Genomic DNA, 19465 nt, shown 5'->3' on the forward strand with positions numbered 1-19465 from the left:
TGGCGGGCCCACCCCCGAGGGGGCGGACCCGCCATACGCGGTCCTGCGTGGTCGGGCCCTGCGGCCCGGAGGACTACTTGACGAAGGCCTTGAGGCCGAGGACCACGGGGTCGTGGTCCGAGGACCGGTACGGGCCCGGGTCGTGGAAGTCGGTCGAGTGGTAGTTGTAGCGGCTGTACTCCAGCGCCACCGACTCACCCGAGTTGATATTCCAGTGGTCGGCGCCCGTGGACATCTTCAGACCCGCCTCGTTGACGAGGATGTGGTCGAGCGAGCCGGACGTGCCCGAGAACGAGTACGAGTATCGGCCCGGGTCGAAGGTCGAGCCCACGTCGGTGTACCCAGCCCGGTAGAGGACGTCGAGCGGGTCCTCCATCGTGTAGGAGTTGTAGTCGCCGGCCATGACGATGGCCTTGGCGCCGTACTCCGCCGCGACACCGGGGACCCAGTCGCGCAGCGCCTGGGCCTGCAGGACGCGGCTGGTCACCGAAGCGCCCTGGCCGTCGCCGTTGTCCTTGTCGCCGGGGAACGGACCGGCCGAGCCCTTGGACTTGAAGTGGTTGACGACGAACAGGAACTTGTCGCCCTTGCCGGTCTTCTTCCTGAACGTCTGGGCGATCGGCTCACGAGCGTTGACGAAGGCCTGACCCGGCCCACTCTGGTCACCGAGGGCCCGGGAACGGTCGACACGCATGACGTTCGCGGGCTTGTAGATCATCGCCGTGGTGATGAAGTCCTGCTGGGCCGTCGGGGGCAGGTCCGTGGACGACGGGACGAAGGCCCACGTCCCGACGCCGGCCTTGTCGTTCAGCGCGGTGACGAGGCGCGAGAGGGTCTCGTCCCGCGAGTGGCCGAACTGCGCCGAGTTCTCGACCTCCATGAGCCCGACGACGTCGGCGTCGAGCGCGTTGATCGCCGACACCTCCTTCTCGGTCTGGCGAGCGAGGTCGGCAGCATCCCAGGCACCGCGACGGTCGCAGCCGTCACGGACCGTGTCGCCGCTGCTGTCGCGGTCGTAGTACGCCGTGCAGGACGGGTCGGCGTCACCGAGGTCGGTGAAGTAGTTCAGCACGTTGAACGAGGCGACCTTGAGGTCCGGGGTCCCGCGCTGGCTCAGGTCCTTCTCGTCGGGGGCCGCGGTGCGGGTGTTGGTGAACTCCACCGGGGAGGTGGCGTTGTCGGGACCCACGACCTGGGCCGTGGGCTGGAAGCGCCACAGGTTGAACCGGTAGTCGACGACGACCGGAGCGGTGAAGGTCGCCGGCGCACCGACGCGGACCAGCTTGGTCGTGGAGACGTAGGCCGGCGTCTTGTCGGCGTTGAGCAGGCAGGGCACGGGGCGGCCCGCGCACGTCGCGGCCGAGTAGCTGCTGGCCGTGAAGTTGGTCGACGAGCCGTCGTCGAGGGTGACCAGGCGCTTGGCGTTGTCAGCGACGACCGCGGCCGCCTCCGGCGTGCCGGGCTTGGCGACCTCGGTGTTCTGCAGCAGCGGCGTGGTGCCGACGGCGAGGCCGACCTCGCCGTACTGGTTGGTGCCGAACGTGTTGGTCACGGTGTAGGCGCCGGTGGGCTGGAAGAGCATGCCCTCGATGGACTCGCGCCCGGCGTCGGTGGCCGGCCACGACCCGGTCAGCGGCTGGACGGGGCTGAAGGCGGTGCCGGCGTCGACGACGTCGGCCGACGTGGTCGAGATCTCGGTGAGACCCCCGAACTCGCTGACCTTGCCGGTCACCTGGACGAAGTTGCCCACCACGGCCTCGGGGGACAGCGTCCCGGGCTGGAAGACGTAGACACCGTCCGAGGCGCCGTCGGCGCGGGGCTCGGGGCCGGTGCCCTGGGTCTGGAGGAAGAAGCCGTTGAAACCGCCCGTCGGGTAGGCCGCGGTGACGACCCCCTTGACGACGACGGTCTCACCGGCGAGGGGCGAGGTGGCGCCGGGCCCCTGGACCTCCGCGATGGTGGCCTCCTTCGGCCCCGTCGGGGCCGGGGTGCACGCGTCGCCGCAGGCGACCGGGCTGGGCGCACCGGTGGCGAAGTCCGCCTTGTTGTCGGCGGTGTTGGCGTGCGCGGCGTTGCGGGACACCGAGGCGGTGTTGCTCGGTGCGACCGCCGGTGCGGAGCCGGCGAAGTCGTTGGCCGACCCGTATCCCACGAAGTCGACCACCTGCGGCAGGTCGGAGCAGGCGGTCGAACCGGCCGCCTTCGCGCCACAGCCGCTCAGGGCGGCTGCGGTGTTGACCAGCGCCACCTTGCCGGCGGTGCCTGCCATGGCGATGGATCCGACAACGTCGGCCGTGACAGCGGTGGTCCCGCCGGTTCCAGAGGCTTCACTGACCACATAGCTGGCGCCGGTGGGCAGGGTGCCCGCCAGCCCCGTCGTGGCCCAGCTGGTACCGCCCGAGGACGAGTACTGCACCGACCACCCTTCGAGCTTCACCGGCGCGGTACCAGTGTTCACCAGCTCGATGAAGTCCTGCTTGTACGTCGCGCCGGAGTTGCCCCCGCCGCCGTACACCTCGTTGATGACGACACCAGCCGTGGGTGACGGTGCGGCCTGCGCACTCGTCGCCACGGAAATCACACCGGCGGTGAGCGCAAGTACGCCCGCCGCCCCCATCAGTTGCTTGCGGCCTTCGCGCACAGCAGTCCTCCACACCCGAGTTGTTCTCGAAAGTCGCGCCGCCCAAGGATGCGGGCCCGGCGCCAAGGGTGGAGTCAAACATGGACAGAACCCCTTGTGGAGGTATGGAAGGCGTCCACAAGGTAAAGGTCAGGTCAGGATCTCCAAGGGCACGTCCGGGTCGGCAAGTTGTGCCCGGTCGACCTGTGAGCGCGAGTGGATCAGGCCCTTGACGGCGTCGCCGACGTCCCACACGTTGACGTTCATGCCGGCCGTGACGACCCCGTCGCGGAGCCAGAACGCGACGAACTCCCGTCCCGCCAGGTCGCCGCGGACGACCACCTCGTCGTCGGGGCTGCCGAGCCCGTGGTACTCCATGCCGAGGTCGTACTGGTCGGTGAAGAAGTACGGCAGCTCGGCCTCCGGGCCGGGCTGGTCCAGCATCGCCGATGCGACGAGGGTGGGCTGGTTGAGCGCGTTCGCCCAGTGCTCGACCCGGACCCGACGCCCCAGGAAGGGGTGTTCGACGTTCGCGACGTCCCCCACCGCGAAGATGTCGGGGTCGCTGGTGCGGCCGACGGCGTCAGCCACCACGCCGTTGTCGACGTCGAGCCCGGCATCTGCCGCGAGTGAGGTGTTGGGTGCCGCACCGATGCCCACGACCACGAGGTCTGCCGGGACGGTGCTGCCGTCCGCCAGACGCACCCCGGTGACCGAACCGCCCTCCCCAACGAGCTCCTCGACCTGCACGCCGGTGCGCAGGTCGACCCCGTGCTCGCGGTGCAGGTCCGCGAACACCTGCGCCACCTTCGGCCCGAGGACCCGCACGAGCGGTAGGTCGAGCGACTCGAGCACCGTGACCGTGGCCCCGGCCTCGCGTGCCGCGGCCGCGACCTCGAGCCCGATCCACCCGCCACCGACGAGGACGACCCGGGCCTGCGGCTTCAGCGCCCCGCGCAGTCGGTTGCTGTCCTCGATCGTGCGCAGCGACACGACCCCATCGAGGTCTGCTCCGGGCAGGTCGAGGTGTCGCGGCGAGCTGCCCGTCGCCAGGAGCAGCCGGTCCCAGCCGGTCCGCTCGCCCGCCGCGGTCACCACCTCGCGAGCGTCCCGGTCCACGGAGGCGATCACGGTGCCGGTGCGCACGTCGATGTCGTGCGCGGCATACCAGTCCTCGTCGTGCACGAAGGCGTCGTCGAGCCCCTCCCCCGTCTTGAGGTAGTCCTTGGACAACGGCGGGCGCTCGTACGGCAGGTGGTCCTCGCCCGCGAACAGCACGAGACGACCCCCGAACCCCTTGTCCCGCAACGCTTCCACGGCCTTGGCTCCCGCGAGCCCACCACCGACCACCACGAACGTGCGCTCATCAGTCATGTCCCCACCCTTCGCCGACCCGGTCCGCGGCGCAACCCCGGGGACGACGAACGGGCCGACCCACCGTGAGGTGGGCCGGCCCGTTCGGGTCGTGCTGGGGTGGGACGTCAGCTAGCTTCGACCTCGGACGAGCCGGAGTCGCTGCGCTCTCCACCACGACGACGGCGGTTGCGGCTGCGACCACCCTCGCGGCGCTCACCACGGTCACCCGAGTCGTTCGAGTCGCTGGACTCGGCCGCCTCGTCGGAGCCGGCGTCGGAGGACGGGGCCTCGGTAGCCGGTGCGTCGACGGCGTCGGCGGCGCTGTCGCCACTCTCACCCTCGGGCAGGACGGCGGCCAGCGAGAGCTTGCCGCGCGGGTCGACCTCCTTGAGCTCGACCTGGACCTTCTGGCCGACGGCGAGGACGTCGTCGACGTTGTCGATCCGCTTGCCACCGACGAGCTTGCGCACCTCGGAGATGTGCAGCAGGCCGTCCTTGCCGGGCAGCAGGGAGATGAACGCACCGAACGTCGTGGTCTTGACCACGGTGCCCAGGAAGCGCTCGCCGACCTCCGGCATCTGCGGGTTGGCGATGGCGTTGACCATCGCGCGGGCCGCCTCGGCCGACGGACCGTCGGTCGCGCCGATGTAGACGGTGCCGTCGTCCTCGATGGAGATCTGGGCGCCGGTCTCGTCCTGGATCTGGTTGATCATCTTGCCCTTCGGCCCGATGACCTCGCCGATCTTGTCGACGGGGACCTGCACCGCGATGACGCGAGGAGCGAAGGGGCTCATCTCGTCCGGCACGTCGATGGCCTCGTTCATGACGTCGAGGATGTGCAGGCGCGCGTCGCGGGCCTGGGTCAGCGCACCGGCCAGGACCGAGGCGGGGATGCCGTCGAGCTTGGTGTCGAGCTGGATGGCCGTGACGAACTCGCGGGTGCCGGCGACCTTGAAGTCCATGTCACCGAACGCGTCCTCGGCGCCGAGGATGTCGGTCAGCGCGGCGTACTGCGTCTGGCCGTCGACCTCGTCGGACACCAGGCCCATGGCGATGCCGGCGACCGGGGCGCGCAGCGGCACACCAGCGTTGAGCATCGACAAGGTGGAGGCGCAGACCGAGCCCATGGACGTCGAGCCGTTGGAGCCGAGGGCCTCGGACACCTGACGGATCGCGTAGGGGAACTCCTCACGCGTCGGCAGCACGGGCATGAGCGCCCGCTCCGCCAGCGCGCCGTGGCCGATCTCGCGGCGCTTCGGCGAACCCACCCGACCGGTCTCACCGGTGGAGTAGGGGGGGAAGTTGTAGTTGTGCATGTAGCGCTTGCGCGTCACCGGCGACAACGTGTCGAGCTGCTGCTCCATGCGGAGCATGTTCAGCGTGGTGACACCCATGATCTGGGTCTCGCCGCGCTCGAACAGGGCCGAGCCGTGCACGCGCGGCAGGACCTCGACCTCGGCGCCGAGGGCGCGGATGTCGGCGAGGCCACGGCCGTCGATGCGGACCTTGTCGCGCAGGATGCGCTGACGGATCAGCTTCTTCTGCACGGACTTGTAGGCCGCGGAGATCTCCTTGTCGCGGCCGGCGAACTGCTGGCCCTCACCGGCGAGGGACTCCTTGACGGCAGCCTTGATCTCGTCGATGCGCTCCTCGCGCTCCTGCTTGCCGGCGATCGTCAGCGCCTGCGCCAGGTCTGCCGAGGTCGCAGCCTCGACGGCGGCATACGCGTCGTCCTCGTAGTCGAGGAAGATCGGGAACTCCTGGACGGGCTTGGCGGACTTGCTCGCCAGCTCGGCCTGGGCCTCGCACAGGACCTTGATGAACTTCTTGGCGGCCTCGAGGCCCTCGGCGACGACCTCTTCGGTCGGAGCCTGCTTGCCTTCGTTCTTGACCAGGTCCCAGGTCTGCTCGGTGGACTCGGCCTCGACCATCATGATCGCGACGTCGTCACCCGCGACACGGCCGGCGACGACCATGTCGAACGTGGAGCGCTCGATGTCGGAGAAGTTCGGGAAGGCGACCCACTGGCCGTCGATCAGGGAGACGCGGACGCCACCGATCGGACCGGAGAAGGGCAGACCCGAGATCTGCGTGGAGGCGCTGGCCGCGTTGATGGCGAGCACGTCGTACTGGTGGTCGGGGTTGAGCGCGAGCACCGTGATGACGACCTGGACCTCGTTGCGCAGGCCCTTGGTGAAGGTCGGGCGCAGCGGGCGGTCGATCAGGCGGCAGGTGAGGATCGCGTCGGTCGAGGGGCGGCCCTCACGACGGAAGAACGAGCCGGGGATCTTGCCCGCGGCATACATCCGCTCCTCGACGTCGACCGTCAGGGGGAAGAAGTCGAATCCCTCGCGCGGGTGCTTCCCGGCGGTGGTGGTGGAGAGGAGCATCGTGTCCTCGTCCAGGTAGGCGGCGACGGCGCCACCGGCCTGCTTGGCCAGGCGTCCGGTCTCGAACCGGACCGTGCGGGTGCCGAACGAGCCGTTGTCGATGGTGGCTTCGGCGAACTGGATCTCTGGACCCTCCATTGGGCCCTCCTTCTTTTTCAAGTTCCACGCGCATCGTCGTTGTGCGCGGGGTTTCTTCTGGTGGTGCTGGTGGTGCGGGCGCGGCAGCGAGGCCGGCCTCATGCGACAGGGACGGCCCTCGTGGAGGACCGTCCCTGTCGGATGTTCAGCGGCGCAGACCGAGCTTCTTGATCAGCGAGCGGTAACGCTCGACGTCCACGCTCTCGAGGTAGCGCAGGAGCCGGCGGCGCTGGCCGACCAGCAGCAGCAGCCCACGGCGGCTGTGGTGGTCGTGCTTGTGCTGGCGCGAGTGCTCCGTCAGGTCGAGGATGCGCTGCGTGAGCAGGGCGATCTGGACCTCGGGGGAACCGGTGTCGCCCTCGTGCGTGGCGTGCTCGGACATGATCTTCTGCTTGACGTCGGTGCTCAACGGCATGGGTCGACACTGCTCCTTCGTGGAATCGTTGCGCGGTGCCTCAGGGCTGGTTCACCTGGGCGCTCTGGATCCGCGGCCGGTCTACGGCGATGGCAAGGCTACCAGCGGGTCACGGCGCACCCTAATCGCGCCGGTCACCCTCCCCTGAGCACGCGTCCGGCTCGTCCGGGAGGGCCAGCATCCTCCTCACGGCACCAGCGGTCCGCAGCCTCCGCAGCCGCAGCGCGAGCTCATGGTCGGTGGGGTGGTCGCGCCCGCCGAGGTCGTCGAGGGAGACCTCGTCCGAACCGCGCAAGTGGTACCACGCACGGGGCGCCTCTCGGTCGTACCGCGGTGCCCGCAGCGCCTCCCTGGGAAGCTTGTCCGGTGGCTGGACCTCGAGGTGGGCCGGGAACCTGCGCCCCGCGTTGTCTCGGACCGCATCGCTGGGAAACGGCTCGATCTCCCGCCCCTCCTCGTCCAGAACCGCCAACCGCAGACCTCCCACGGCGAGGGCCGCCGCGAATGCGCCCTCGGGCACTCGCCGGGAGCCGCGTTCGTAGCTCGCCAGTGTGGACCGGGCGACGCCGAGCTCCTCTGCCATCTCCCGTTGGCTCAGCCGAGCCCGCCGCCGCGCCCTGACCATGTACCCCGTCAGCTCCAGCTCCCCCACCGCTGCCTCCCGCCCTTGACTGCGCGCCCGTGCGCCACACACCGATCAGCATGGCCACGGGGTCTGACAACAGACCGTGCAGCGCCGGGCGCCAAAGGGGTTGTTGTGGCCCTACGTCACTGAGCGCGTTCTGTGCTCAGTGACGTAGGGCCGCCGGAACACCCGGACACCAGTGCTCGGGGGCACGGAAGGCGGACGTGCGTCGGCCCGGCGGACGTCCGCCAGCGGGCTCGGGCGCCGGGCGGGTGGGCGGGCGCGGGCGCCGGGCGGGTGGGCGGGCGCGGGGCGCTGGTCAGGCGCGGGCGTGCAGGAACCGGCGCGCGGGACGTTCGACCAGGACGTGCACCAGCCACGCGACGCCACCGAGCACGACCGCGATGCCCGTGACCGCCAAGGCCGCGCTCCACCACGCCGCGTCGCCCCAGTCGCGCAGCCCGCTGACCACCGGCCGCACGAGCACGTGCGTCATGTAGAGGCAGTACGAGGCCTCCCCCGCCGCCACCATCAACGGACTCGAGAGGGTGCGTGTCGTCCAGCCGCTGGAGGCGGCCAGGGCTGCGACGACGAGCCCGAGGGCCGGCGCCGCCCAGTAGTCGTTCGACGTCGCCGCCGGGACGAGCGCGATCACGGCGACGGTGAGTGGGGCCACGACCAACCACCGCCCCATCCGGGCCCCACCGCGCACCCACGCGAGGCACAGGAAGATCCCGCCCACGAACTCCCCGAGGATCCGCACGTAGAACATGTGCTCGAGGTTCCCGTTGGGCAGGGCCATGGTGGCGAACACGGCCAGCATCGCGGCATACGAGGCGGCGGCCAGCAGCAGTGCCGACCTCGCCCGCACCAGCCGCGCCGCGAGGACGAAGACGAGCGGCGCGAGGAGGTAGGCGAACCACTCCGAGCCGATCGACCAGGCGGGACCGTTGAAGCTCGGGCGGTCGTTCCACCAGTTGTGCACCATGAACAGGTTCTCGACGTATGCAGCGAGCGTCCGTCGGTGCCCGTTCTCACCGATGCCCATGGTCCCGACCGCGAGCGCGACCACGAGGTCGACGTGCAGCGCGAAGACGTGGACGGGCCAGACGCGGGCGAAGCGGTTCTGGATGAAGCCCTGTGTCCCGCGCCACGAGAAGGTCCTCAGCCGGTCGGCGTAGTTGTACGCCAGGACGAAACCGCTGAGCGGGAAGAACAGGTCGACGCCGAGGTACCCAGCCCCCAGGAACAGGTTGGCCGGGGAGAGCCAGGGCAGCAGGGCCAGGATGTCCTCGCGGTAGTGGAACAGCACCACCCAGAGGGCGGCGAGCGCGCGAAGTCCCGTCAGCGCGGGCAGGGGTGGGCGCCGCCCAGCCGTGGCCGTCGGGTCGGCACGCTGTCCGTGCGTCGCCAGCCCGACGGCTGTCCCGCCGGTCAGTGGCCCGGCTCCTGGCTCCACTCGTCCGCGAGCAGGCCGTAGATCGCGATGTCGGTCCAGCGCTCCTTGAACCACGAACCCTTGACGAAGACGGCTTCGCGTCGCATGCCGAGGCGTTCGCACACCCGCGCCGACGCGGTGTTCTCTGGCTCGAGCTCCGCCCACACCCGGTGCACCCCGACCTCACGGAACGCCACCTCGGTGATGGCGCGGGCCGCCTCCGTGGCGTACCCCTGGCCGCCGACGTCGGGGGCGAACACCCAGCCGATCTCGGCCTGCTTGCCGTCGGCACCATCGGGCCCGGCCAGCAGCAGCAGGACGTCGCCGATCACCCGACCGTCGAGCTCGACCGCCAGGGTGAGGTTCGGCATCGTGGCGTCGATCCGCCCGGCCGTGGCACGTTCGGCGACCAGGTCCTCGACCTGCTCGCGCGTCTTGGGGTCTCCGGGGATGTACCGGACCACCGACGGCACCGACCGGTAGGCGAAGACGTCGTCCTCGTCGTCCTCGTCACCCGGCCGGAAGCTGCGCAGGGTGAGGCGGTCGGTGGTGATCGGCAGGCTCACGCGCGCCATACGGACGTCTCCGAACTGTCCGCGGGCGGACGGTGAGGTCTGGGCAGCGTCTGGTCAGAGGTTGATCATGTGGCCGGCGATGCCTTCGACGGCCTCCTTGACGGCCTCCGACAGCGTCGGGTGCGCGAACACGTTGCGCGCCACCTCGTCCGCGGTGAGGTCCCACTTCTGCGCCAGCGTCAGCGCGGGCAGGAGCTCGGTGACGTCGGGGCCGATGAGGTGGGCGCCGATGATCTCGTTGTGGGTCGCGTCGGCGACGATCTTGACGAACCCGACGGCGTCGCCGAGGCCCATCGCCTTGCCGTTCGCGGAGAACGGGAACTTGGCGACCTTGACGTCGTAGCCCTTGTCCTTGGCCTGCGCCTCGGAGTAGCCGAAGGACGCGATCTGCGGGTGGCAGTAGGTCGCTCGCGGGATGAAGTCGTACTCGACGGGCATGGTCTCGGCCCCGGCGAGGTGCTCGGCGGCGACGACGCCCTGGGCCTCCGCGACGTGGGCGAGCATGAGCTTGGCGGTGCAGTCGCCGATGGCATAGACGTTCTCGACGTTGGTGCGGCAGTACTCGTCGATCTCGACCGCACCCCGGTCGGTGAGCTTCACGCCGGCGGCCTCCAGGCCGTACCCCTCGGTGCGCGGCGCGAAGCCGATCGCCGAGAGCAGCTTGTCGGCCTCGAGCACCTGCTGGTCGCCACCCTTGGCGGGCGAGACGGTCACGCGCACGCCGGACCCGGTGTCCTCGACCGACTCGACCTTGGTGCCGAGCATGACCTTCACGCCGAGCTTCTTGTAGTGCTTGAGGAGCTCCTTGGAGACCTCCTCGTCCTCGGTCGGGACCATGCGGTCGAGGAACTCGACGATGGTCACGTCGACGCCGAAGTTCTTCATGACGTAGGCGAACTCGACGCCGATGGCGCCGGACCCGGCGATGATGATCGAGCCGGGGAGGTTCTCGTCGAGGATCTGCTCCTCGTAGGTGACGACGTTCGTGCTGACCTCGACACCCGGCAGCATCCGCGTGACCGCTCCGGCCGCGATGATGAGCTTGTCGAAGGTGAGCTGGCGGGTCGAGCCGTCGTTGAGCGCGACGTCCATCGACGAGGCCGACGTCAGGGTGCCCCAGCCGTCGATCTCCTCGATCTTGTTCTTCTTCATGAGGAAGTGGACGCCCTTGACGATGCCGGCCGACACCTTGCGGGACCTGGCGTGCGTGACGCCGTACTTCATGGTGGCGTCGCCCTCGATGCCGAAGAGCTCCTTGTCGTGCTGGAGCGTGTGCGCGAGCTCGGCGTTCTTGATCAGCGCCTTGGAAGGGATGCAGCCGACGTTGAGGCAGACCCCGCCCCAGTACTTCTTCTCGACGACCGCGACCTTCTTGCCGAGCTGGGAGGCGCGAATCGCCGCGACGTACCCACCGGGACCAGCACCGAGCACCACCACATCGAAGTCAGCCATGCGCGCCAGCCTACTGAGTGCGTGCCAGGTCCCCCACCGGTGGGCCGACAGCAGACAACGGGTCGACGCTCAGCGCAGGGTGCGCAACGCGTCGTGGATGGTGCGCGCGGCAGCCGCTGCCGTGGTGCCACCGGTGCCACCCTGCGACACGACGACCGCGACCGCATACCTCGGCTTGTCAGCGGGCGCGTAGGACACGAACCAGGAGGTGTCCTGCTTCCCGAACGACTCTGCCGTCCCGGTCTTGCCCGCCACGGGCCACCGGTCCAGGGGGAATCCCCTGAACGCCTCGGCGGCGGTTCCCTCCCGGACCACGCCCCTGAGCGCGTCGTGCAGGAACGGCAGCGTCCCGGCAGGGAACACGACCTTGCCCGCGGCCTTCGGAGCCACGGGCTCGAGGGTCCCGCCGGGCGCCTCGAAACCCTTGGCCACCTGCGGGGTCCACAACGTGCCCCCGTTGGCGATGGCGGCATACACCCGCGCCATCTGCAGCGGGGTCGCCGTCGTGTCGCCCTGGCCGATGGCGAAGTTCGCGGCGTCGCCGGCGCGGAACTGGAACCCCGTGCGACAGTTCTCGATCGCCAGGGACCTGAGGTATGCCGCGCGGCCGGGATCCGTCGCCGCCACCTCGGGGTAGCCGTTCTTCGCCCGGGCGCAGGTGTCGGTCCTCGACGCCGACCAGGTCGCCAGCTTCGCGGCGCGGTCGGGGATCCGGCCGGCCTGCTCCCCCGGCAGGTCGACACCGGTCGCGGTCCCGAGCCCGAGCTCCTTGGCCGTCGCCACGAAGGGGTCGGCCGCATCGGTCTTCGCCCCGAGCCCGCCCTGGGCGAGCCAGGAGCGGTAGGCGAAGTCGTAGAAGATCGTGTCGCAGGAGACGACGATCGCGCGGTGCAGGGTGATGGGGCCGTAGGCGCGGGACTCGAAGTTGGCGAAGCGCCGGTTGCCGATCGTGTAGCTCGACGTGCAGTCGTAGGTGCCGCGCAGGCTGTTGCCTGCCTTCACCGCAGCCGGGATGCTCACGACCTTGAACGTCGAGGCCGGCGGGTAGGCGCCCGCGGTCACGCGGGAGACGAGCGGGGTCCCGGCCGCCGCGTCGGTCAGGGTCGCGAGGTCGGCGCTGGAGATGCCTCCGGTCCAGACGGAGGGGTCGTACGTGGGGTAGCTCGCTGCCGCGACGACGGCGCCGTTGGTCACGTCGAGGACGACGGCAGCACCGGAGTCGGCCTTGAGGCCGCGTCGGTGGGCGGAGGCGGCTGCCGCCCGCAGGGCACCCTCGGCGGCGGACTGGACCCGCGAGTCGAGGTTGGTCACCAGGTCGCGACCGGGCACGGGTGGGGTCGAGGACACCTGTCCGGTGACGACGCCCCGTGGGTCGAGGGAGACGGTGTCGGCGCCGGGCACCCCACGCAGCTGCGCGTCGTACTGCTGCTCCAGCCCCGCGCGGCCGACGAGGTCGAGCCCCGAGATCCGTCCGCCGGAGTCGGCGACGTCCTGCTCCGCTGCGCGACCGAGGTAACCGAGCACGTGGGCCGCGTTGACCGTCGCTTCCTGGGGGTAGTCGCGCACGGGCTGCGCGGTGACGCTCACCCCGGGGTAGGTGTCAGGGTGCTCGAGCAGCCCGAGCGCACGCTTCGGGTCGGCTCCGGACAACAACGGGACGGGGACGTAGGGCGACCCTGCCCAGCAGATCGGTGGCGACGGTGCGTCGGGCGACCCGCAGAGCTGGGTGCGCCCCCACAGCTGGGCGAACGGCACCTGCAGCGCCGAGGCCAGCCGCCGCACGAGGGCGCGCCCGCCGTCGGCGGCGTCGGCCAGCGACCTGCGTTCGACCGACACGACGGTCTGCGTCGAGTTGTCGGCCAGGGGGCGTCCGGAGCGGTCGAGGATCCGCCCGCGCACGGCGGGTTCGCTGACGGTGCGGGTGTTCAGGGTCGCGGCAGCGCGCTCGTACGACGCGTGCTCACCGATCTGGACCTGCCCGAGCCGCCCCAGCAGGGTGCCGACGAGGCTGAGGGCGACCAGAGCGAACACCCAGACCCGCGCGTGCCGGGGTCGGGGTCGCCCGGTCTGCGGCAGGGAACGGCTCCGGGGCCGCGGCGCCCAGGTGCGGCGGGCCGCGCCTCGTCGCTGGCGAGCACCGACCCCGAAGCCCGGTCCGAGCCGCCCCACGCCGGGCCGCCGCCCCCTCACGACCGCGCTCGCAGGCGCTGCTCGGCTCGGACCAGGACAGGGACGACGACCACGCAGAGCAGGGTCGTGAGGACCAGCCGGACCACCGAGTCGCGCATCGACACCGACGATCCCGCCAGGAGGGCGGTGAGCACCCCGCCGGCTGTCTGGGCGGCACAGGCCAGGGTTGCGACCACGGCGACCCAGCGCCAGGAAGCCAGCCCCTCCCGGCGGCCCGCGCCGGCGAGCAGGCCGCACGCGGCATACGTCAGGGCTCCGGCGCCCAGCACGACGGCACCGGGGGGCACCAGGTCGACCAGCCACCCGGCCGCGAGCCCGGTCAGGGCTCCGCGGGAGGGTCCTGCGACGAGGGCGCCGGCGACGACGACCGGCAGCACGAGGTCGGGCAGGAGCAGCGGCGTCCGGGCGGCGAGGGCCGCCGACGCGACGGCGAGCGCGACGAGTGCGAGGCCACGGGCGACGCGGACCCGACCGGTCCCGACGAGGGGTCGCACGGCGGTGCTCACCTAGCCACCACCGGTCGTCGCGGTGCGCGGGGTGGCCCTGGCCGGGGTGACCAGCACGCCCACGACGTCGAGGGTCGAGACGTCCACGGCCGGCGCGACCCCCGCGGTGGGGACGAGCGCTGCCGGGTCGGAGTCCACCTCGGTGACGGTGCCCACCCGCAGCCCGGGGAGGTATGGCGTGCCGTCGAGGCTCCCCAGCGTGGTCACCGCGTCGCCCCGGGACACCACCCCACGCTGCACCGGGGTCAGGGTGAGCTCGCCCGCGCGCTGGCGACGCGGACCGGTGGCGCCGCTGCCGACGGAGCCGAGCACCCCTGACCCGACCCGGACGGAGACGGTGAGGTCGGCAGCGCCCACGAGCAGCACGTCGGCCGTCCATGGCGACACGGCGACGACCCTGCCGACGAGCCCGTCGGCGTCGACGACCGCGAGGTCGGTGCGCAGACCGTCGCGGGTCCCGGCGTCGATGGTCACGCGCTCGGGGCCGGCCGCGCCGGTCCGGCCGACGGCGACGACCCGGGCCGGCACGAAGGCCCGACCCCTGGTCTCGGGAGCCCTGAGCAGCCGCTGGAACGCCGCCGCCTCGGTCGCCCGGGCGGCGAGGGTGTCGGCGTCGGTGGCGGCTCGGGCCTCGCGGGCGCTGGGGTCGTCACGGTGGACGGCCGGCGACAGCAGCTCCTCGGCGGGGCCGAACACCGTGCCTGCCGCGGAGCGGACGGCGTCCGTGCCGGGGGCGCCGGCGAGGTCGGCGGCGAGCACCACGACGGTGAGCGCCACGAGGGTCGCGAGCAGACGGCGGGATCGGTGCATGACTCAGAAGCGGCGGGCGTCGACCAGGACGCGCTCGAGCGTCCCGAACTCCTCGACGCACCGACCCGAACCCCGCACCACGGCACGCAACGGGTCCTGCGCGACCTGCACCGGCACGCCGAGCTCGTGGCGCAGCCGCACGTCCAGCCCGGGCAGCAGGGCGCCGCCGCCGGTCAGGGTGATGCCGCGGTCGAGGACGTCACCGGCCAGCTCCGGCGGGCAGACGTCGAGGGTCGCGCGGACCAGCTCGACGATCTGCAGCAGCGGCCCCTCGATCGCGCGCCGGACCTCGGGGCTGGAGATCGTCACGGTCTTGGGCAGCCCGGTGACCAGGTCGCGGCCCCGGACGCGGGTGCTCGTCTCCTCGCGCAGCGGGAACGCCGAACCGGCCGCGATCTTGATGTCCTCGGCGCTGCGCTCCCCCAGCAGCAACGAGTACTCGCTCTTCACGTGGGCGATGATCGCCTCGTCGATCTCGTCGCCACCGACCCGCAGGGACCGTGACGTGACGATGCCGCCGAGGCTGATGACCGCGACGTCCGTCGTCCCGCCACCGATGTCGACGACCATCGAGGCGGCCGTGTCGTTGACCGGCAGGTCGGCGCCGATCGCCGCGGCCATGGGCTCCTCGATCACGTAGACGCGCCGGGCCCCGGCGCGCACGGCGGCATCCTCGAGGGCGCGGCGCTCGACGCCGGTCACCTCGCTCGGGACGCAGACCACCATGCGCGGGCGGAACAGCCGCGACGGGCGGACCTGGTCGACGAAGTAGCGCAGCATCCGCTCGGTGACGTCGGCGTCGGAGATGACGCCGTCGGCCAGGGGGCGCACGGCGTGGACGTGGCCGGGGGTGCGCCCCAGCATCTCCTTGGCCCGCGTGCCGGCAGCCAGGAGCGCGTACGTGCCGGCCTGGACCGCGACGACCGACGGCTCGTCGAGGACGACGCCGCGACCGCGTTCGTAGATGAGGGTGTTGGCGGTTCCGAGGTCGATGGCGAGGTCCCTGCCCCAGCCCGTCCAGCCCCTCGACCAGCCACCCGTCCCGCTCACGGTGGCGATGGTACGCGGGGCCGTCGGGCCCGCCTCGTATGCCGCGCCGGGCGCGGTCGCGCCGTTCGAGTCGGGTCCGCCGGCACTGTGCCCGCCGAAGTGCACTCTGCCCACGAAGCGTCGCGGGCAGAGTGCACTTTCGTGAGCAGAGTGGGCCCCAGCACGAACGGCGCGCCGCACGCCTCGTATGCCGCCGGGTCAGGCGACGAGCTGCGCCTCCACCGCGCGGGGCACGGCGACCGGTGTGCGCAGGGTGGCGCGCAGGCGCCAGGCGCCGAACACGGCCAGCAGGCTGATCGCGATGTGCAGGCCGATGAACACGCTGCCCATCCCGGCGCCGAGGACGACCCCCGCGACGAGCGGGCCCACCGCGGAGAACCCGGTCTGCAGGGCGGTGAACATCCCCAACGTCGTGCCGACCAGGCCCGACGGGGCGAGGCTGGCGGTGAGCGGGTTGAGCACGGGGGCGTACATCGTCTCACCGACGGCGAAGATGCCGAAGGTCGTGACGAACAGGACCGCCGCCAGCTCGGGGGCGAGCGAGGCCGCCGCGAGCACGAGCCACGAGATCGTCCAGATCAGGCCGACCCCCATGAGCAGGGTCGCGCCGCTGCGCTTGGCCGTGAGCCGGACGACGAGCATCTGCAGCACGATGATGACGACGCAGTTGACGGCGGCGGCGAGGCCGATCGTCGTCTCGTCGACGTGCAGCACGGTGAGGGCGTAGGCCGGCAGACCCGACTCGAACTGGGCGTAGAACCCCAGCGCCAGGGTGACGGTGATGAGGGCGGTCCAGCGCAGCGCCGGGATCGCCCAGATGGCGCGCAGCGCCTCCCGGGGGCTCGCCGAGCGAACGGCCTCGGCGGCACCCGACTCGTCCTCGCACGCCCCCGGGGCGGTGCCCCAGCGCGCCATACCGGCGACGACGAGCAGCTCGGCGGAGATGAGGAAGCCCGCGCCGGCGGTGGCGAAGGCTGGCCACATCCCGTTGGTGCGGTCGAGGTCGACGACGTACCCGGCGGCGAAGGCGCCGACGGCCATGCCGAGCGCCTGGCCGGTGAACTGCCACGCGAACACGCGGCGACGGTCGTTGCCCCCGACCCACCGCAGCACGAGCACGGACTGCGCCGGGTTGGCCGCGGTGATGCCGAGGCCGAAGACGAACATGCCGACGAGGAACGCCGTCGGGCTGCTCGCCCAGATCAGCGAGGCGGCGCCCGCGGCAGCGATGACCTTGGCTCCGACGGCCACGAGCACGGGTGACACGCGGTCGGCGAGACGGCCACCGACGGGCGCGGCGAGCAGGGCGCCGACCGAGAACAGGCTCGAGGCCGCGGCGGCGAGCAGCGCGCCCCAGCCGCGGGTGTTGGCGGCGTAGGCGTACTGGTAGGGCAGGACGGTGCCCCAGCCGAGCATGGCGATGGCAGAGGCAAGGATCAGGAGACGGGCGCGCATGGTGTGGTCAACAGTTCTTCGAGGTCGAATATTTCGAAGTCGAAATCTTAGCATGCGAAGAACGCCGTGCGAGGATGGCTCCATGGCAGCGAGGAAGAAGGCCGGGCGCACCGCCCAGGAGCAGTACAAGGAGGCGGTGGCCAGCTATGTCGCCGCCGGCGGCGACGAGTCGGTGCAGCGCGTCATCACCGCGGTGAACTCCCTCGGCCGCAAGCTGGACCAGTGGTACACCCGGCAGCTGGCCGACCTCGATCTGTCCCACGGCGAGTGGTCGGTGGTCGCGGTGCTGGCGACGTCGGAGGGCAGGCCGGTGACGCCGTCCCAGCTGGCCGACGCGAGCAACGTCGCCGCCTCGTCGATGACCCACCGGCTCGACAAGATGACCGAGCGCGGGATCGTGCGCCGCTCCCCCGACCCGGAGAACCGCACCCGGGTGCTGGTCGAGCTCACCACTGCGGGCTGGGAGCTGTTCGAGGCCGCGGTGCGCGAGGCCAACGTCGTCGAGTCAGACGTGCTGGCGGTGCTCAAACGCGAGGAGCGCGACCAGCTGGCCGCGCTCCTCGAGGTGGTGATCAACGGTCTCGACGAGATCGAGCCCGCATAGGGGTGGGTCGGGTCAGAGGTTCGGGAACCAGATCGCGATCTCGCGAGCGGCCGACTCCGGGGAGTCCGAGCCGTGCACGATGTTCTCCTGGACCTTCTTGCCCCAGTCGCGGCCGAGGTCGCCGCGGATGGTGCCGGGCAGCGCCGCGGTCGGGTCGGTGGCACCGGCGAGGGCGCGGAAGCCCTCGATGCAGCGGTGGCCCTCGAGGACGATGGCCGTCACCGGTCCGCTGGACATGAACTCCACCAGGGGCTCGTAGAAGGGCTTGCCCTCGTGCTCGGCGTAGTGCTCGGCCAGCTGCTCGCCGGTGGGGGTCGTCACCGCGAGCGCGGCAAGGGTGTACCCCTTCGCCTCGATGCGGCGCAGGACCTCGCCGGAGAGGCCGCGGGCGAAACCGTCGGGCTTGACCAGGACCAGGGAACGTTCGATCTGCGTCGTCACGCCCGCCACCCTACCCAGCCCGCGCAGGCACTAGCGTCGCGGTGTGCAGGGGACGAGCGGGCCCACGAGCGCCACCGCGTATGCCGCGTGGCTGGCCCAGCCGGGCTACCTCGCCGCCGAGGTGCTGCTCGCCGTGTTCGCCGGCGTCGGCTACTCGCTGGCCGACGACACGATCAGCGCCCTGGGCACGAGCTGCCACTCCCCCACGGCGACCGGCTGCTCGTCGGCTTCCGTGGCCATGAACCTCGCCTTCATCGGGTTCGGCGCCCTCCAGGCGATCGGCGCCATGCCCCTGCTGCGCGACCCCGCACGCCGGGCGCGCGTCGTGGGGTGGCTCTGGGTCGTGGCGGGGGTCTCCTCCGTCGGGGTCGGGCTGGCTCCGGTCGACGAGCACCCGACCCTGCACACCCTGGTCGCCCTGCCGGTGTTCGTGGCCCAGCCGCTGGCCCTGCTGCTGCATGCCCGCTGGCTGACGGCCGGTCGGCTCCGGCTGCTCGGCACCGTCCTGGGCGGCCTCGCCGTCCTGGGGGCCGTGCTGTTCGGGGCCCGGCTGGGCGCCGACGCGTGGTCGGGCGCCGCCGAGCGGCTGGCGGTGTGGCCGGCCAAGCTGTGGCTGCCGCTGGCCGCCGTCGCCCTCCGCGGGACGGGCGTGGTGCGGGACCGTCAGGCCTCTGCGGCCTCACGCTGACGCCGGGCCTGCTCCTGCTCCACCCGGTGGCAGACGACGAGCGACCCCACCCACAGGACGAGGAACACGAACCCGACGAGCAGCATCGCCGGGACGACGAAGGCGGCCGCGAAGGTCGCCACCTGGATCAACCAGCCCAGCGTGACGCCCCAGGGTCGGCGCATCATGCCTGCGGCCAGGAAGCACAGCACGGCCAGGCCGGTGCCGACCCACAGCCACGCCGACCCGGAGGAGCTGCCGTCGGCGGCAGCGATCCCGCGGGCCACCAGGGCGCCGAGGAACACCGCGATCCCCTGGCCGGCCAGCACTGTCGCCAGCATCCGCCAGGTGAACTTGCCGAGGGCGCCGTACAGGACGACCCCCTTCACTTGCGGTTCCTCCCGTTGTCACGGAACTTGGTCAGCAACCAGAAACCCAGGGCGACCAGCGCCACCAGGACGACCAGCTTGGTGATGGGGGGCATGGGACGAGCCTAAGCCGTCGCGCGCGGGCGTACTGTCGGTGCACGGAGCCACTCAGGCTTCCTAGCGCTGGGAGCACAGCCATGGCCGACAAGTCACCTCGACAACACCTGGCCAAGAAGGCGAGCAAGTCCATCAAGGAGAAGCGCGCCGAGAAGCATGCCAAGACCGACGCCAAGAACCACAGCGACGTGGGGCAGATCGGCAAGAAGTAGGCGACCACCCGGATTTGGGGGCGGAAGGGTGAGCCA

The 19465-nt window shown here is 71.5% G+C and carries 18 protein-coding genes; 3 read left to right on the forward strand and 15 right to left on the reverse strand.

What is annotated here, in order from left to right; translation table 11 throughout:
* Window positions 1-73: 73 nt before the first annotated feature.
* The 13 genes from ABEG17_RS01045 to ABEG17_RS01105 form a co-directional block, all read right to left on the reverse strand.
* A complete protein-coding gene (locus ABEG17_RS01045; protein WP_406831399.1) occupies window positions 74-2572 on the reverse strand; it encodes an ExeM/NucH family extracellular endonuclease in 2499 nt (832 codons plus the stop codon).
* A gap of 198 nt (window positions 2573-2770) precedes the next feature.
* Entirely contained in the window at window positions 2771-3994 is a 1224-nt protein-coding gene (locus ABEG17_RS01050) for an NAD(P)/FAD-dependent oxidoreductase (RefSeq protein ID WP_406831400.1), read from the reverse strand.
* A gap of 107 nt (window positions 3995-4101) precedes the next feature.
* Window positions 4102-6504, reverse strand: a complete 2403-nt coding sequence (locus ABEG17_RS01055; protein WP_406831401.1) for a polyribonucleotide nucleotidyltransferase — start codon at window positions 6502-6504, stop codon at window positions 4102-4104.
* A 145-nt stretch (window positions 6505-6649) separates the two neighbouring features.
* The gene (gene rpsO / locus ABEG17_RS01060) at window positions 6650-6919 is read right to left on the reverse strand and encodes a 30S ribosomal protein S15 (protein WP_344195063.1); all 270 of its coding nucleotides are present in this window, start codon (window positions 6917-6919) and stop codon (window positions 6650-6652) included.
* A 121-nt stretch (window positions 6920-7040) separates the two neighbouring features.
* A complete protein-coding gene (locus tag ABEG17_RS01065; RefSeq protein ID WP_406833115.1) occupies window positions 7041-7544 on the reverse strand; it encodes a helix-turn-helix domain-containing protein in 504 nt (167 codons plus the stop codon).
* A gap of 319 nt (window positions 7545-7863) precedes the next feature.
* Entirely contained in the window at window positions 7864-9003 is a 1140-nt protein-coding gene (locus tag ABEG17_RS01070; protein WP_406831402.1) for an acyltransferase family protein, read from the reverse strand.
* The gene (locus ABEG17_RS01075; protein ID WP_406831403.1) at window positions 8979-9557 is read right to left on the reverse strand and encodes a GNAT family N-acetyltransferase; all 579 of its coding nucleotides are present in this window, start codon (window positions 9555-9557) and stop codon (window positions 8979-8981) included. The genes ABEG17_RS01070 and ABEG17_RS01075 overlap by 25 nt, the downstream gene beginning before the upstream one ends.
* A 54-nt stretch (window positions 9558-9611) precedes the next feature.
* Window positions 9612-11009, reverse strand: a complete 1398-nt coding sequence (lpdA, locus tag ABEG17_RS01080; protein WP_406831404.1) for a dihydrolipoyl dehydrogenase — start codon at window positions 11007-11009, stop codon at window positions 9612-9614.
* Between the two features lie 69 nt (window positions 11010-11078).
* Complete coding sequence (gene mrdA, locus ABEG17_RS01085) at window positions 11079-13040, reverse strand: penicillin-binding protein 2 (protein WP_406831405.1); 1962 nt, start codon at window positions 13038-13040, stop codon at window positions 11079-11081.
* A 155-nt stretch (window positions 13041-13195) separates the two neighbouring features.
* Window positions 13196-13705, reverse strand: a complete 510-nt coding sequence (locus ABEG17_RS01090) for a hypothetical protein (RefSeq protein WP_406831407.1) — start codon at window positions 13703-13705, stop codon at window positions 13196-13198.
* Entirely contained in the window at window positions 13706-14515 is an 810-nt protein-coding gene (gene mreC, locus ABEG17_RS01095; protein ID WP_406831408.1) for a rod shape-determining protein MreC, read from the reverse strand.
* 3 nt (window positions 14516-14518) lie between these two features.
* Complete coding sequence (locus ABEG17_RS01100) at window positions 14519-15565, reverse strand: rod shape-determining protein (protein ID WP_406831409.1); 1047 nt, start codon at window positions 15563-15565, stop codon at window positions 14519-14521.
* A gap of 198 nt (window positions 15566-15763) precedes the next feature.
* Window positions 15764-17020 carry an MFS transporter gene (locus tag ABEG17_RS01105; protein ID WP_406831410.1) on the reverse strand — a complete coding sequence of 419 codons (1257 nt, stop codon included), beginning with the start codon at window positions 17018-17020 and terminating at the stop codon, window positions 15764-15766.
* A gap of 82 nt (window positions 17021-17102) precedes the next feature.
* Here ABEG17_RS01105 and ABEG17_RS01110 point away from each other — a divergent pair, with 82 nt between their 5' ends.
* Window positions 17103-17624, forward strand: a complete 522-nt coding sequence (locus ABEG17_RS01110; RefSeq protein ID WP_406831411.1) for a MarR family winged helix-turn-helix transcriptional regulator — start codon at window positions 17103-17105, stop codon at window positions 17622-17624.
* A 12-nt stretch (window positions 17625-17636) separates the two neighbouring features.
* On the opposite strand, the gene ndk is transcribed toward ABEG17_RS01110, so the two are convergent.
* Window positions 17637-18065, reverse strand: a complete 429-nt coding sequence (ndk, locus tag ABEG17_RS01115; protein WP_406831412.1) for a nucleoside-diphosphate kinase — start codon at window positions 18063-18065, stop codon at window positions 17637-17639.
* Window positions 18066-18108: 43 nt separating this feature from the next.
* Here ndk and ABEG17_RS01120 point away from each other — a divergent pair, with 43 nt between their 5' ends.
* Entirely contained in the window at window positions 18109-18753 is a 645-nt protein-coding gene (locus tag ABEG17_RS01120) for a DUF998 domain-containing protein (protein ID WP_406831413.1), read from the forward strand.
* On the opposite strand, the gene ABEG17_RS01125 is transcribed toward ABEG17_RS01120, so the two are convergent.
* A complete protein-coding gene (locus ABEG17_RS01125; protein ID WP_406831414.1) occupies window positions 18729-19121 on the reverse strand; it encodes a DUF4233 domain-containing protein in 393 nt (130 codons plus the stop codon). The two genes, ABEG17_RS01120 and ABEG17_RS01125, sit on opposite strands and share 25 nt — an antisense overlap.
* Window positions 19122-19297: 176 nt before the next feature.
* Here ABEG17_RS01125 and ABEG17_RS01130 point away from each other — a divergent pair, with 176 nt between their 5' ends.
* Window positions 19298-19429, forward strand: coding sequence for a hypothetical protein (locus ABEG17_RS01130; RefSeq protein ID WP_406831415.1), 132 nt, complete (start codon window positions 19298-19300; stop codon window positions 19427-19429).
* Window positions 19430-19465 lie beyond the last annotated feature (36 nt).

It is taken from the genome of Pedococcus sp. KACC 23699 (assembly GCF_045348425.1).
In the GTDB taxonomy this organism is placed as follows: Bacteria; Actinomycetota; Actinomycetes; order Actinomycetales; family Dermatophilaceae; genus Pedococcus.

Excerpts from the sequence above, each read along its gene's own strand:
- ABEG17_RS01075 (WP_406831403.1), bottom strand. The coding sequence starts at position 9,557 with ATGGCGCGCGTGAGCCTGCCGATCACCACCGACCGCCTCACCCTGCGC.
- ABEG17_RS01110 (WP_406831411.1), top strand. The coding sequence starts at position 17,103 with ATGGCAGCGAGGAAGAAGGCCGGGCGCACCGCCCAGGAGCAGTACAAG.
- ABEG17_RS01130 (WP_406831415.1), top strand. The coding sequence starts at position 19,298 with ATGGCCGACAAGTCACCTCGACAACACCTGGCCAAGAAGGCGAGCAAG.
- ABEG17_RS01050 (WP_406831400.1), bottom strand. The coding sequence starts at position 3,994 with ATGACTGATGAGCGCACGTTCGTGGTGGTCGGTGGTGGGCTCGCGGGA.
- ABEG17_RS01105 (WP_406831410.1), bottom strand. The coding sequence starts at position 17,020 with ATGCGCGCCCGTCTCCTGATCCTTGCCTCTGCCATCGCCATGCTCGGC.
- lpdA (WP_406831404.1), bottom strand. The coding sequence starts at position 11,009 with ATGGCTGACTTCGATGTGGTGGTGCTCGGTGCTGGTCCCGGTGGGTAC.
- ABEG17_RS01055 (WP_406831401.1), bottom strand. The coding sequence starts at position 6,504 with ATGGAGGGTCCAGAGATCCAGTTCGCCGAAGCCACCATCGACAACGGC.
- ABEG17_RS01065 (WP_406833115.1), bottom strand. The coding sequence starts at position 7,544 with ATGGTCAGGGCGCGGCGGCGGGCTCGGCTGAGCCAACGGGAGATGGCA.
- mreC (WP_406831408.1), bottom strand. The coding sequence starts at position 14,515 with ATGCACCGATCCCGCCGTCTGCTCGCGACCCTCGTGGCGCTCACCGTC.
- rpsO (WP_344195063.1), bottom strand. The coding sequence starts at position 6,919 with ATGCCGTTGAGCACCGACGTCAAGCAGAAGATCATGTCCGAGCACGCC.